The organism is Streptomyces fungicidicus, assembly GCF_003665435.1.
Classification (GTDB): Bacteria; Actinomycetota; Actinomycetes; order Streptomycetales; family Streptomycetaceae; genus Streptomyces; species Streptomyces fungicidicus.
Genome location: NZ_CP023407.1, coordinates 6,237,441 through 6,251,403 on the forward strand (window position 1 = coordinate 6,237,441; position 13,963 = coordinate 6,251,403).

General features: G+C 71.8%; 13 protein-coding genes. 11 read left to right on the forward strand and 2 right to left on the reverse strand.

The features are described from left to right. Positions 1-19 precede the first annotated feature (19 nt). The 8 genes from recG (at position 20) to mutM (ending at position 7,313) form a co-directional block, all read left to right on the forward strand. Positions 20-2,227, forward strand: a complete 2,208-nt coding sequence (recG, locus tag CNQ36_RS28145; RefSeq protein ID WP_121548039.1) for an ATP-dependent DNA helicase RecG — start codon at positions 20-22, stop codon at positions 2,225-2,227. Between the two features lie 47 nt (positions 2,228-2,274). Further along, positions 2,275-2,862, forward strand: a complete 588-nt coding sequence (gene rsmD / locus CNQ36_RS28150; protein WP_121548040.1) for a 16S rRNA (guanine(966)-N(2))-methyltransferase RsmD — start codon at positions 2,275-2,277, stop codon at positions 2,860-2,862. Positions 2,863-2,888: 26 nt separating this feature from the next. Further along, positions 2,889-3,368, forward strand: coding sequence for a pantetheine-phosphate adenylyltransferase (coaD, locus tag CNQ36_RS28155; protein ID WP_121548041.1), 480 nt, complete (start codon positions 2,889-2,891; stop codon positions 3,366-3,368). A 118-nt stretch (positions 3,369-3,486) separates the two neighbouring features. Continuing rightward, positions 3,487-4,587, forward strand: coding sequence for an ATP synthase F0 subunit B (locus CNQ36_RS28160; RefSeq protein ID WP_121548042.1), 1,101 nt, complete (start codon positions 3,487-3,489; stop codon positions 4,585-4,587). Between the two features lie 127 nt (positions 4,588-4,714). Continuing rightward, positions 4,715-5,359, forward strand: coding sequence for a YceD family protein (locus CNQ36_RS28165; RefSeq protein ID WP_004924898.1), 645 nt, complete (start codon positions 4,715-4,717; stop codon positions 5,357-5,359). Positions 5,360-5,361: 2 nt separating this feature from the next. Further along, the gene (gene rpmF / locus CNQ36_RS28170) at positions 5,362-5,535 is read left to right on the forward strand and encodes a 50S ribosomal protein L32 (RefSeq protein WP_003951102.1); all 174 of its coding nucleotides are present in this window, start codon (positions 5,362-5,364) and stop codon (positions 5,533-5,535) included. A 19-nt stretch (positions 5,536-5,554) separates the two neighbouring features. Further along, complete coding sequence (rnc, locus tag CNQ36_RS28175; RefSeq protein ID WP_004924877.1) at positions 5,555-6,373, forward strand: ribonuclease III; 819 nt, start codon at positions 5,555-5,557, stop codon at positions 6,371-6,373. A 79-nt stretch (positions 6,374-6,452) separates the two neighbouring features. Next, the gene (gene mutM / locus CNQ36_RS28180; RefSeq protein ID WP_121548043.1) at positions 6,453-7,313 is read left to right on the forward strand and encodes a bifunctional DNA-formamidopyrimidine glycosylase/DNA-(apurinic or apyrimidinic site) lyase; all 861 of its coding nucleotides are present in this window, start codon (positions 6,453-6,455) and stop codon (positions 7,311-7,313) included. On the opposite strand, the gene CNQ36_RS28185 is transcribed toward mutM, so the two are convergent. Both CNQ36_RS28185 and CNQ36_RS28190 read right to left on the reverse strand, forming a co-directional pair. Continuing rightward, positions 7,286-7,684 (reverse strand): winged helix-turn-helix transcriptional regulator, encoded by a 399-nt coding sequence (locus CNQ36_RS28185; protein WP_004924875.1) that lies wholly within the window; start codon positions 7,682-7,684, stop codon positions 7,286-7,288. The two genes, mutM and CNQ36_RS28185, sit on opposite strands and share 28 nt — an antisense overlap. A gap of 53 nt (positions 7,685-7,737) precedes the next feature. After that, a complete protein-coding gene (locus tag CNQ36_RS28190; RefSeq protein WP_121548044.1) occupies positions 7,738-8,949 on the reverse strand; it encodes a CAP domain-containing protein in 1,212 nt (403 codons plus the stop codon). A gap of 176 nt (positions 8,950-9,125) precedes the next feature. On the opposite strand from CNQ36_RS28190, the gene CNQ36_RS28195 reads away from it, so the two are divergent. From CNQ36_RS28195 to smc, 3 genes are all read left to right on the forward strand, one after another. Further along, on the forward strand, positions 9,126-9,407 hold the full coding sequence (locus CNQ36_RS28195; protein WP_004924872.1) for an acylphosphatase: 282 nt from the start codon (positions 9,126-9,128) through the stop codon (positions 9,405-9,407). A 377-nt stretch (positions 9,408-9,784) separates the two neighbouring features. Further along, entirely contained in the window at positions 9,785-9,988 is a 204-nt protein-coding gene (locus CNQ36_RS28205; RefSeq protein ID WP_004924871.1) for a hypothetical protein, read from the forward strand. Positions 9,989-10,264: 276 nt separating this feature from the next. Continuing rightward, positions 10,265-13,837, forward strand: coding sequence for a chromosome segregation protein SMC (smc, locus tag CNQ36_RS28215; RefSeq protein WP_121548045.1), 3,573 nt, complete (start codon positions 10,265-10,267; stop codon positions 13,835-13,837). Positions 13,838-13,963 lie beyond the last annotated feature (126 nt).

A 13,963-nucleotide genomic window follows, 5' to 3' on the forward strand; every position in this document is an offset into this window, starting at 1 on the left:
GTCAGTGCGGTGGTGTGCAATGGATCTCGTGCCCGCACTCGAAGAACCACTGAAGAAAGTGCTCGGCCTCGCCACCGCGAAGGTGATGGCCGAGCATCTCGGCCTGCACACCGTCGGCGACCTCCTGCACCACTACCCCCGCAGGTACGAGGAGCGCGGCCAGCTCACCCACCTCGCCGACCTGCCCATGGACGAGCACGTCACGGTGGTCGCCCAGGTCGCCGACGCCCGGCTGCACACCTTCGCCTCCGCCAAGGCCCCGCGCGGCAAGGGCCAGCGCCTGGAGGTGACGATCACGGACGGCAGCGGCCGGCTGCAGCTGGTCTTCTTCGGCGCCGGGGTCCACAAACCGCACAAGGAACTCCTGCCGGGCACCCGCGCGATGTTCGCCGGCAAGGTCTCCGTCTTCAACCGCCGCGTCCAGCTCGCCCACCCCGCCTACGAACTGCTGCGGGGTGACGCCGAGGAGACGGTGGAGACCTGGGCCGGCGCCCTCATCCCGATCTACCCCGCCACCGCCAAACTGGAGTCCTGGAAGATCGGCAAGGCGCTCCAGACGGTGCTGCCCAGCGCCCAGGAGGCCGTCGACCCGCTCCCGGAGTCGCTCCGCGCGGGCCGCGGCCTGGTCGGACTCCCCGAGGCACTCCTCAAGATCCACCGCCCGCACACCAAGGCGGACGTCGAGGACGCCCGCGCGCGTCTCAAGTGGGACGAGGCCTTCGTCCTCCAGGTCGCCCTCGCCCGCCGCCGCCACGCCGACGCGCAGCTCCCCGCCGTCGCCCGCCGCCCGAAGCCGGACGGCCTCCTCACCGCCTTCGACGACCGTCTCCCCTTCACCCTCACCGAGGGCCAGCGGAAGGTCTCCGCCGAGATCTTCACCGACCTCGCCACCGAACACCCCATGCACCGCCTGCTCCAGGGCGAGGTGGGCTCCGGCAAGACGATGGTCGCCCTGCGCGCCATGCTCGCCGTGGTCGACGCGGGCGGGCAGGCGGCGATGCTCGCGCCCACCGAAGTGCTCGCCCAGCAGCACCACCGGTCGGTCACCGAGATGATGGGGGAGCTTGCCGAGGGAGGGATGCTCGGGGGAGCGGAGACCGCCACCAAGGTGGTGCTGCTCACCGGGTCCATGGGAGCGGCCGCGCGGCGCCACGCGCTGCTGGACCTGGCCACCGGCGAGGCCGGCCTCGTCATCGGCACCCACGCGCTGATCGAGGACAAGGTGAAGTTCCACGACCTGGGCCTGGTCGTCGTCGACGAACAGCACCGCTTCGGCGTGGAGCAGCGCGACGCCCTGCGCGGCAAGGGCAAACAGCCGCCCCACCTGCTGGTCATGACCGCCACCCCCATCCCGCGCACGGTCGCGATGACGGTCTTCGGCGACCTGGAGACCTCCGTCCTCGACCAGCTCCCGGCCGGCCGCTCGCCCATCGCCAGCCATGTCGTCCCGGCCGCCGACAAACCGCACTTCCTCGCCCGCGCCTGGGAGCGGGTCCGCGAGGAGGTCGAGGGCGGGCACCAGGCGTACGTGGTCTGCCCGCGCATCGGCGACGAGGAGGACGACCCGAAGAAGGCCGGCAGGAAGAAGTCCCCCGAGGACGAGGCGGAGCGGCGGCCCCCGCTCGCCGTCCTGGACATCGCGGAGCAGCTCGCGGCAGGGCCCCTGCGAGGGCTGCGGGTCGAGGTCCTGCACGGGCGTATGCAGCCCGACGACAAGGACGCCGTGATGCGGCGCTTCGCCGCCGGCGAGGCGGACGTCCTGGTCGCCACGACCGTCATCGAGGTCGGGGTCAACGTCCCGAACGCCACCGCGATGGTGATCATGGACGCCGACCGCTTCGGCGTCTCCCAGCTCCACCAGCTGCGCGGCCGGGTCGGCCGTGGCTCGGCGCCGGGCCTGTGCCTGCTGGTCACCGAGATGCCGGAGGCGAGCCCGGCCCGGCAGCGGCTCACCGCCGTCGCCTCCACCCTCGACGGCTTCGAGCTCTCCCGCATCGACCTGGAGCAGCGCCGCGAGGGCGACGTCCTCGGTCAGGCCCAGTCCGGCACCCGGTCCAGCCTGCGCATGCTCGCCGTCATCGACGACGAGGAGATCATCGCCGAGGCCCGCGAGGAGGCCGCGGCTATCGTCGCCGCCGACCCCGAGCTGACCGGCCTCCCCGGCCTGCGGACGGCTCTGGAGGCGCTTCTGGACGAGGAGCGTGAGCAGTACCTGGAGAAGGGCTGACAGACTGGGACGGCCACAGACCAGTCACCCACCGAAGGACCGAGGACATGACTCGCGTGATCGCCGGCGCGGCCGGCGGACGCCGCCTGGCCGTGCCGCCGGGACAGGGGACCCGTCCCACCTCCGACCGCGCGCGCGAGGGCCTCTTCTCCACCTGGCAGTCCCTGCTCGGCGGCCCGCTGGACGGCGAACGCGTCCTCGACCTGTACGCCGGTTCCGGAGCCGTCGGCCTGGAGGCCCTGTCCCGCGGCGCCGGACACGTCCTGCTGGTGGAGGCCGACGCCCGCGCGGTCCGCACGGTCCGTGAGAACGTCACGTCGCTCGGACTCCCCGGCGCGGAGGTGCGATCCGGCAAAGCGGAGCAGATCGCCCGTACCGCACCCCCGCCGGAGCCGTACGACCTCGTCTTCCTCGACCCGCCCTACGCCGTCCCGGACGGCGATCTTCGCGAGATCCTGCTCACACTCCGCGTCGGGGGGTGGCTCGCCGGGGAAGCCCTCGTCACCGTGGAGCGAAGCACCCGAGGAGGGGAATTCGGCTGGCCGCCCGGCTTCGAGGCGATCCGGGCCCGCCGATACGGCGAGGGAACGTTTTGGTACGGTCGCGCCGCCTCTACGTGCGAAGACGCACGATGACCGGACCGGAGAGCGAGGGATCACACGTGCGTCGCGCCGTATGCCCCGGGTCGTTCGACCCGATCACCAACGGACACCTCGACATCATCGCCCGGGCCTCCCGGCTGTACGACGAGGTCTACGTCGCGGTGATGATCAACCAGTCCAAGAAGGGGCTGTTCGAGATCGAGGAGCGGATCGACCTGATCCGCCGGGTCACCGCCGAGTACGGCAACGTCCGCGTCGAGGCCTTCCACGGCCTGCTCGTCGACTTCTGCAAGCAGCGCGACATCCCCGCCATCGTCAAGGGCCTGCGCGCGGTCAGCGACTTCGACTACGAGCTGCAGATGGCCCAGATGAACAACGGCCTCTCGGGCGTGGAGACCCTCTTCGTCCCCACCAACCCCACCTACAGCTTCCTGTCCTCCTCGCTCGTCAAGGAGGTCGCGACCTGGGGCGGCGACGTCGCCCACCTGGTGCCGCCGGAGGTCCTGACGGCCCTCACCGAGCGGCTGCGCAAGGACTGACGCCCGCGGGGGCGTCCCGGGGTCCGGCGGACCGTCAACAGGTGTCCACCGGACGCCCCGTGGCCGTACAGTCGTCCCGTCCGTCTCCAACACAGCTGTAGAGAGTGGCGAGCACACGGTGGACGTGCAGAAGAAGCTGGATGAGATCGTCGCCTCGGTCTCCGGCGCCCGGTCGATGCCCATGTCGGCCTCGTGCGTGGTCAACCGCGCAGAACTGCTGTCGATGCTCGAAGAGGTGCGCGCGGCACTGCCCGACTCCCTCGCCCAGGCCGAGGAACTGATCGGCGGCCGGGAGCAGATGGTCGAGCAGGCCCGCCAGGAGGCCGAGCGGATCATCGAGAGCGCCCACGCCCAGCGCGGCTCCCTGGTCTCCGACACCGAGGTCGCCCGCCGCTCCCAGTCCGAGGCCGACCGGATCCTCGGGGAGGCCCGCAAGGAGGCCGAGGAGATCCGGGCGGAGGCCGACGACTACGTCGACTCCAAGCTCGCCAACTTCGAGGTCGTCCTCACCAAGACGCTGGGCTCGGTCGGCCGCGGCCGGGAGAAGCTGCTCGGCACCGGCCCCGGCGTCGACGAGCAGGGCTACGAGGACGAGGACGCCCCCGAGCGCAGCCACGACCCGGAGACCCTGCGCCGCACCGCCGACGAGTACGTCGACGTCAAGCTCGGCGCCTTCGAGGCCGTCCTCGCCAAGACCCTGGAGGCGGTCGGGCGGGGCCGCCAGAAGCTGCACGGCCGGATCGCCACCGACGACCTCGGGGCCCTGGCCGACGACCCGACGACCGTCCAGCACTCCAGCGACGCCGACTACCTGGCCGACCTCGCGGCCCTCGCCGAGCAGGACGCCCCGGCCGGGCGGCCCGAGCCGCAGCGGCAGTCCTACGCCCAGCCGGAGCCCGCCTACTCGCCCGCCTCCGGCTACGCCCCTGCGGGAGGTGTCCCCGTCCAGCAGCAGCCGGACCAGGACCCCTACGCCGGCTACCAGCAGCAGTACGGCGGCCGGCAGGACGCCTACGCCGGCTACCAGCAGGCCGACCCGTACGCCGGGTACCAGGGCTACGACGCCCAGGCGCAGGCGTACGACCCCAACCAGGCGCAGCAGACCGGACACGACCAGCAGGCGCAGCAGGGCTACGCGCTGGACGAGACCAGCCTCTTCGACACCAGCATGATCACGCCCGAACAGCTGCGTGCCTACGAGCGCGAGCGGGGTCTGTAGGGGCCGATTGGGCCGAGAGCGGATGGTCCAGTATCCTGGCTCTTCGGTCGCGCTACGTCCGCGATCAAAGCTGCCCGGGAACATCGCACGGCAGCGGTACCTCTGAGCTCGAAGACCGAAAGCAGGAATGGCCCTGAACGCCCGCCTCGACCACCGGAACCCCCTCGTGTTCGATACGCACGAGCTGGGGCGGCGGCCCGGTGCGCTGCAGCGCCTGACCCGCACGGTTGACGCTCCCAAGGACTTCGGGATCAAGGACGTCATCGGAGTGCCGGAAGGCGCCCCGGTGGAGCTGGAGCTCCGGCTCGAGTCGGTCATGGAAGGTGTGCTCGTCACAGGCACCGCCCGTGCGAAGGCCGAGGGGGAGTGCGTAAGGTGTCTGGAGCCGCTGGAGCAGGAGCTCGCAGCGGACTTCCAGGAGCTGTTCTCGTACCCTGACGCCGACGACCGGGGCCGCGTGACCGCGGAACCGGGCGACGACGCCGAGGACGACGAGGACAGGCTTTTCCTCGAGGACGGCCTGTTCGACCTCGAACCCGTGCTGCGTGATGCGGTGGTGCTCGCACTGCCGATGCAGCCGGTGTGCCGGGAAGACTGCCCGGGTCTGTGCGCCGAATGCGGAGCACGGCTCGCGGACGACCCGGACCACCACCACGACGCCGTCGACATCCGTTGGGCGGCACTGCAGGGACTCGCCGGCACCATGAAGGACGGCGAGAAGGACGAGATGAGCGGCGCCGAACCTGGCGTCGACGAGAAGCAGGAGAAGTAGCCGTGGCTGTTCCGAAGCGGAAGATGTCGCGCAGCAACACGCGCCACCGCCGGTCGCAGTGGAAGGCTGCGGTCCCCACCCTGGTTGCGTGCGAGCGCTGCCACGAGCCCAAGCAGCAGCACATCGCGTGCCCGTCTTGCGGCACCTACAACAAGCGCCAGGTCCTCGAGGTCTGAGCGGCTGGTGAGAGGCACTGTGTCGACGCCGAAGAAGAACTCAGCGGACAACCAGGCCTCGTCCCACACGCTTCTGGAAGGGCGGCTCGGCTACCGGCTCGAGTCCGCCCTTCTGGTGCGTGCGCTGACCCACCGTTCCTACGCGTACGAGAACGGCGGTCTGCCGACGAACGAGCGGCTGGAGTTCCTCGGGGACTCCGTGCTCGGCCTCGTCGTCACGGACACGCTGTACCGCACCCACCCCGACCTGCCCGAGGGCCAGCTGGCCAAGTTGCGGGCCGCGGTGGTCAACTCGCGTGCGCTGGCGGAAGTGGGCCGTGGGCTGGAACTGGGCTCCTTCATCCGGCTGGGCCGTGGTGAAGAGGGCACGGGAGGCCGGGACAAGGCGTCCATCCTCGCCGACACCCTGGAAGCGGTGATCGGCGCGGTCTATCTCGACCAGGGCCTGGACTCGGCGGCGGAGCTGGTGCACCGCCTGTTCGACCCCCTGATCGAGAAGTCCTCGAACCTCGGAGCCGGCCTGGACTGGAAGACCAGTCTCCAGGAGCTCACCGCGACCGAAGGACTCGGAGTCCCCGAGTACCTGGTCACGGAGACCGGCCCCGACCACGAGAAGACCTTCACTGCTGCCGCCCGCGTCGGAGGCGTCTCGTACGGCACCGGCACCGGCCGCAGCAAGAAGGAGGCGGAGCAGCAGGCCGCCGAGTCCGCGTGGCGGTCCATCCGGGCCGCGGCGGACGAGCGGTCCAAGGCGGCGGCGGAGGCCGAGGAGGCCGTCCGGGCCGCCGAAGCGGATGCCTCCGGACAGAGCGCCGACGCCCCGTCGGCCTCCGCCTGACGCACAGCACGACCCGAGCGCCCGCCCCGGTCCGGGGCGGGCGCTCGGTGCTCGTCCACTGTTTTCCTGGAGGGACCCCATGCCCGAGCTGCCCGAGGTCGAGGTCGTACGGCGCGGACTCGAGCGGTGGGTCGCCCACCGGACCGTCGCCGACGCCGAGGTGCTGCACGCCCGCGCGGTGCGCCGCCATCTCGCCGGCGCCGACGACTTCTCGCACCGGCTGAAGGGTCACCGCGTCGGTGTCCCCCGCCGCCGCGGCAAGTACCTGTGGCTGCCCCTGGAGGACACCGACCAGTCGGTCCTGGCCCACCTCGGCATGAGCGGCCAACTGCTGGTGCAGCCGCACGCCGCGCCGGACGAGAAGCACCTGCGGGTCCGCGTCCGCTTCACCGACTCCCTCGACACCGAACTCCGCTTCGTCGACCAGCGCACCTTCGGCGGACTGTCGCTGCACGACAACACCCCCGACGGCCTGCCCGACGTGATCGCGCACATCGCGCGGGACCCCCTCGACCCGCTCTTCGACGAGGAGGCGTTCCACCGCGCCCTGCGGAGCAGGCGGACCACCATCAAGCGGGCGCTGCTCGACCAGTCACTGATCAGCGGCGTCGGCAACATCTACGCCGACGAGGCGCTGTGGCGGGCCCGCATCCACTACGAGCGTCCGACGGCGGGCTTCACCCGCCCGCGCACGCTGCTCCTGCTGGGCCATGTCCGGGACGTCATGAACGCGGCCCTCTCGCAGGGCGGCACCAGCTTCGACAGCCTCTACGTCAACGTCAACGGTGAGTCCGGCTACTTCGACCGGTCCCTGGACGCGTACGGCCGCGAGGGCCTGCCCTGCCGCCGCTGCGGTACGCCGATGCGCCGGCAGGCGTGGATGAACCGGTCCAGCTACTACTGCCCCAGGTGTCAGCGGGCGCCGCGCGTCTCGTCGTAGCGTTCCCGGGCCCGGAGCACGGTGTCCATGCTGCCCTCGACGCACTGGATGAGGGAGAGCAGGAGCCGGGCGACCTCGTGGCCCAGCGGGGTGAGTTCGTAGTCGACGCGGGGCGGGTTGGTCGGCTGGGCCTCGCGGTGCACCAGGCCGTCGCGCTCCAGCGCGTGCAGCGTCTGGGAGAGCATCTTCTCGCTCACCCCGTCGACCCGGCGGCGCAGTTCGTTGAACCGGAGCGAGCCCTCGTGGAGCGCGCCCAGGGTCAGTCCGCCCCAGCGCCCGGTCACATGCTCCAGCGTGCCGCGGGACGGACAGGTCTTGGCGAACACGTTGAACGGAAGCTCCTGCTCCTCCGGGCGCCGCGCGGTCGTCATGAATCAAGCGTACTCCAGACCAGCGCTGCCCAGCAGAACGCGCTAACCAGGAGTCAGTACCCGAAGTTCTGGGTCCACCAGGGGCCGCCCGAGCCCATGTGGACGCCCACGCCGAGGGTCTTGAAGTCGCAGTTCAGTATGTTCGCCTTGTGGCCGGGGCTGTCCATCCAGGCCTCCATGACGGCCGCGGCGTCGGCCTGGCCCCGGGCGATGTTCTCGCCGCCCAGGTTGCTGATGCCGGCTGCCTGGGCCCTGTCCCACGGGGTGTCGCCGTCGGGGTTTGTGTGGTCGAAGAAGCCCCGGTCGGCCATGTCGTCGCTGAACGCCGTGGCCAGGCCGGTCAGCTCGCCGCTGGTGGTGACCGGGCTGCAGCCCGCCTTGGCCCGCTCCACGTTGACCAGCCGGAGCACCTCGGCGCCCGCGACGGTCTCGGCGGACGAGGGCGCCGGCTTGCCCGTCGTCTTCTCCGGCTCGGGCGTCGCCTTGCGGGACGGCGTCTTCTCCGCGGTCTTCTCCGTGCCCTTCCCCGGGTTCGCCGAGGGCTTCTCCTTCTCGGGGGTCTTCTTCTCCGGGGTCTTCGTCGGCGCGGCCGACGTCGACGCGGACGGCTCGGGAGAGACGGAGCGCTCGGCGTCACGGCTGGCCGGGGTGCCGGCGTCACGGCCCGGGCTCTCCAGGCTGCCGGACGCGCCGCCCTGCTCGGTGGGGGAGTTGGTCGGCGCGTTCTGGGCCTGCACGCTGTCGCCGGGGCTCCGGTCGCCGCCCAGCCTGTAGTTCTCCAGACCCGGCACCGCGCCCGTCGCCACCGCCACCGTGCCGAGGGCCACCGCGGCGGAGACGCCGAGCAGGCCGGTACGGACCGGGGCCGCGGCCTTCTTCTTCCGGCGCCGGTGCCCGCTCTGCCGGGGCCCGTCCTCGTCGGGGAAGGGACCGTCGGCGGCGAAGGCGTGGCCGATCCGGTCCCGGCCGGCCGGGAAGCCGTCGCTCGCGAAGCCGCCGTCCGGGAAGCCGCCGCGGCCGAAGCCGCCGCCACCGGCGGGGGCCGGGGCTCCGTCTTCCGTCGCGTAGAGGTAGGCCGCGCTCCGCGCGTACGTCTCCGCGTAGGCCTCCGGGTTCAGATACGGCGCGGTGCCCATCGTGGGCGGGCCGTCCCCGTGGTCGCCCCCGCGGCGGGGGCCGCCGTCGTAGGGACCGTCGGCCTGCGTGACCCCGGTGGCGCGGCCCGTGGCGGCGCGGCCGGCGGCGGAGCGTCGGTGGCGTCCCATGTCCTGGCCTTCCTCGTCCTCGCGGTCGACTCGTCCTCGCGACCAGCCCGAAACTCAACGATCACGAAACTCACACGAACGAGTGAGTTTCATATGAGATTTATGGGTGGGGACGCTACCGCATGGCGCAAGGGGCGGGTGTGCCTCCGGTGACTTTGTCCGGTTAGGTTGCAGTCATGAGCGAGGATGTGCGACTGGTCGCCTGGGTACGGGGGCGAGTCCAAGGTGTGGGTTTCCGCTGGTTCACGCGCGCCAAGGCGCTGGAGATCGGCGGGCTGAGTGGCTTTGCTCTCAATCTGGGCGACGGTCGGGTCCAGGTCGTCGCCGAGGGCGCCCGCGAGCGCTGCGAGGGGCTGCTCGACTGGCTCCAGGCCGGCGACACGCCCGGAAGCGTGGACGGAGTCACCGAGATCTGGGACACACCTCGCGGCGGCTACGAGGGCTTCGCCATCCGCTGATTCCGCCCGCTCCGACGCTCCCGGACGCCGCGCGGCGGGCGCGCGCGGCACGCTCGCCGACGAGAAAGTCCTGGTGATTGACGAGAAGGGCTTGCCGTGGGCCGCTCCGGAGGCCAAGATGATCGCCACGTCCCGAGGACCCGTGAGAGAAGCGCCGCCGCCGTTCGCCGGCCGTGCGCACCCGGTTGTCCGCCAATACGGGGCGTGATCGTGTTGACCCTCAAACTTTTTGGTGAGACGCTGAAAGCCCCGCGCACCTCAGCTGTTTGGCATGGCTGAACGGCAGTACAACTCCAGGCCTGTCAAGCATCGCGGGTGCGAATCCCTCACGACCCACACCGCATCGGTCGGTCACTCATTGTGGAGGACCATCCATCATGGCAAAGGCGCTTCTCGGTTACGTCGGCGGCTCCGACCCTCGACTCCTCGCCGAGATGCGACGGCTCCAGCAGCGCGTGCAGGACCTGGAATCCGAGCTCGTACGGATCCAGGCGGAGAACGACGAGCTGGCGGCTGCCGCTTCTCACGACAGGATCATGGAGAGCGTTGACGCACACCAGGCGGAGCCTGCGCTCACCTGATCACTGCACCGCTCCACTCACAGCACCAGCAGTGATCGGGCCTGCCCGTCATCACCGCCAAGCAGTCAGAACTGCAAGGGACGCCTCCGGCGTCCCTTCTTTCTTTCCCGCCTCCGCGTCCTTCCCCCGGTCGTCCGCACCCCCGCGCACGACCCTCCGGACTCGCTGCCCCGCGCATCCTTTCACCCTCTTCAACGTCTGGTGTGCCCTGCGCGTTCACCCGCGAAACCGCACGTTCATGGAGCGAGACCTGCCCGGCGGGTAGAGTCCGGCGGCGTGCACCTCAAGGCCCTGACCCTCCGCGGCTTCAAATCGTTCGCGTCCGCGACCACGCTCCGGTTCGAACCGGGAATCACCTGCGTCGTGGGTCCCAACGGATCGGGCAAGTCCAACGTCGTGGACGCGCTCAGCTGGGTCATGGGCGAGCAGGGCGCGAAGTCGCTGCGCGGCGGCAAGATGGAGGACGTCATCTTCGCCGGCACCACCGGCCGACCCCCGCTGGGCCGCGCCGAGGTGTCCCTGACCATCGACAACTCCGACGGTGCCCTCCCCATCGAGTACGCCGAGGTCACCATCACGCGGATCATGTTCCGCAACGGCGGCAGCGAGTACCAGATCAACGGCGACACCTGTCGTCTCCTCGACATCCAGGAACTGCTCTCCGACTCCGGCATCGGCCGCGAGATGCACGTCATCGTCGGCCAGGGCCGGCTCGACTCCGTACTGCACGCCGACCCGCTGGGCCGCCGCGCCTTCATCGAGGAGGCGGCCGGCGTCCTCAAGCACCGCAAGCGCAAGGAGAAGGCGCTGCGGAAACTGGACGCGATGCAGGCCAACCTCGCGCGCGTGCAGGACCTCACCGACGAACTGCGCCGCCAGCTCAAGCCGCTCGGCCGGCAGGCCGCCGTCGCACGGCGGGCCGCCGTCATCCAGGCGGACCTGCGCGACGCCCGGCTGCGGCTGCTCGCCGACGACCTCGTACGGCTGCGCGAGGCGCTGCGGGCCGAGATCGCCGACGAGGCCGCGCTCAAGGAGCGCAAGGAAGCTGCCGAGGCCGAGCTGGGAAAGGCCCTCCGCCGGGAGGCCGACCTGGAGGACGAGGTACGCAGGCTCACCCCGCGGCTGCAGAACGCCCAGCAGACCTGGTACGAGCTCTCCCAGCTCGCCGAGCGGGTCCGCGGCACCGTCTCACTGGCCGACGCGCGAGTGAAGAGCGCGACCTCCGCGCCGCCCGAGGAGCGGCGTGGCCGGGACCCGGAGGACATGGAGCGCGAGGCCGCCCGGATCCGCGAGCAGGAGGCGGAACTGGAGGCCGCCCTGGAGGCGGCCGAACGAGCCCTGGAGGACACGGTCGCCCACCGCGCGGAGCTGGAGGGCGAACTCGCGCGGGAGGAACGGCGGCTGAAGGACGCCGCGCGGGCCATCGCCGACCGGCGCGAAGGGCTCGCCCGGCTCAAGGGACAGGCGGGCGCCGCCCGTTCACGGGCCGCCGCCGCCCAGGCCGAGATCGAGCGGCTGGCCGCCGCCCGGGACGAGGCGCAGGAGCGGGCCGTCGCCGCGCAGGAGGAGTACGAGGAGCTCAAGGCCGAGGTCGACGGCCTCGACGCGGGCGACGCCGAGCTCGCCGTACGGCACGAGGACGCCAAACGGCAGCTTGCCGAGGCGGACGCCGCCCTCACCGCCGCCCGCGAGGCGGTCACCGCGGCCGAGCGCGAGCGCGCCGCGACCCGGGCCCGCCACGAGGCGCTGGCGCTCGGCCTGCGCCGCAAGGACGGCACCGGCGCCCTGCTCGGCGCGAAGGACGGACTCACCGGACTGCTGGGCCCGGCCGCCGAACTGCTCACGGTGACCCCCGGCTACGAGGCGCCGCTGGCGACCGCCTTCGGCGCGGCGGCGGACGCCCTCGCCGCCACCTCCCCGTCCGCCGCGGCCGACGCCATCCGCCTGCTGCGCAAACAGGACGCCGGCCGCGCCACCCTCCTGCTGGCCGGGATCCCCGCCGCACCGCCCGCCGCCGACCCGGAAGAGGCGAACGGCACGGCCGCACCCGCCCTGCCCGCCGAGCGTCTGGTGAGCGGACCCCCCGAGCTGATGCCGGCCGTGCGACGGCTGCTGCACGGCGTCGTCGTCGTCGACACCCTGGAGGACGCCGAGGAACTCGTCCACGCCCACCCCCGTCTCACCGCGGTCACCGCCGAGGGCGACCTGCTCGGCGCCCATCTCGCGCAGGGCGGCTCGGCGGGCGCCCCCAGCCTGCTGGAGGTGCAGGCGTCCGTGGACGAGGCCGCCGCCGAGCTGGAGGAGCTGGCCGTGCGGTGCGAGGAGCTGGCCGAGGCGCAGCAGGCGGCGGCCGGACGGCGCCGGGACTGTGCCGCCCTAGTCGAGGAGCTCGGGGAGCGGCGCCGGGCCGCCGACCGGGAGAAGTCCTCCGTCGCCCAGCAGCTCGGCCGGCTCGCGGGCCAGGCGCGCGGCGCCGCCGGGGAGGCCGAGCGGGCCGGCGCCGCCGCGGCCCGGGCGCAGGACGCCCTCGACGCGGCGCTCGCCGACGCCGGGGAACTCGCCGAACGGCTCGCCGTCGCCGAGGAGGCGCCGTTCGAGGAGGAGCCCGACACCGCCGTACGCGACCGGCTCGCCGCCGACGGGGCCAACGCCCGCCAGACCGAGATGGAGGCCCGGCTCCAGGCCCGTACCCACGAGGAGCGGGTCAAGGGGCTGGCCGGACGGGCCGACTCCCTGGACCGCGCGGCCCGCACCGAACGCGAGGCACGCGCGCGTGCCGAACAGCGGCGGGCCCGGCTGCGCCACGAGGCGGAGGTCGCCGCCGCCGTGGCGTCCGGCGCCCGGCAGCTCCTCGCGCACGTCGAGGTCTCCCTGGCCCGTGCCGGCGAGGAGCGCACCGCCGCCGAGGCCGCCAAGGCCCGCCGGGAGCAGGAGCTCGCCCGCGCCCGCACCGAGGGACGCGACCTCAAGGCGGATCTCGACAAGCTGACGGATTCAGTTCACCGGGGTGAGGTACTCGGCGCCGAGAAGCGGCTGCGGATGGAGCAGCTGGAGACCAAGGCGCTGGAGGAACTCGGTGTGGAACCTGCCGGGCTGGTGTCGGAGTACGGTCCGCACCAGCCGGTGCCTCCCTCGCCCCCCGCCGAGGGCGAGGAGCTGCCGGAGGACCCGGAGCACCCGCGCAACAGGCCCCGCCCCTTCGTGCGGGCCGAGCAGGAGAAGCGCCTGAAGGCGGCTGAGCGTGCCTACCAGCAGCTCGGCAAGGTCAACCCGCTCGCCCTGGAGGAGTTCGCGGCGCTGGAGGAACGCCACCAGTTCCTCGGCGAGCAGCTGGAGGACCTGAAGAAGACCCGCGCGGACCTGCTCCAGGTCGTCAAGGAGGTCGACGAGCGCGTCGAGCAGGTCTTCACCGAGGCCTACCGGGACACCGCCCGCGAGTTCGAGGGCGTCTTCTCCCGGCTGTTCCCCGGCGGTGAGGGACGGCTGGTGCTGACCGACCCCGACGACATGCTCACCACGGGCGTGGACGTCGAGGCGCGTCCGCCCGGCAAGAAGGTGAAGCGGCTGTCGCTGCTGTCCGGCGGCGAGCGGTCGCTGACCGCCGTGGCGATGCTCGTGTCGATCTTCAAGGCGCGGCCCAGCCCGTTCTACGTCATGGACGAGGTCGAGGCCGCCCTCGACGACACCAACCTCCAGCGGCTGATCCGGATCATGCAGGAGCTGCAGGAGGTCTCGCAGCTGATCGTGATCACGCACCAGAAGCGCACCATGGAGGTCGCCGACGCGCTGTACGGCGTCTCCATGCAGGGCGACGGCGTGTCCAAGGTCATCAGCCAGCGTCTGCGGTAAAGCCTCACACAATCTTCAAGTACTGAACGATCTGCACCTTGACGCGTCTCCAAACTCACAGCATTACGGCTATTGACTTCAAGAATTGAAGACATAGTCTCTGCAATGTTGTTTTTACCTTCAGGT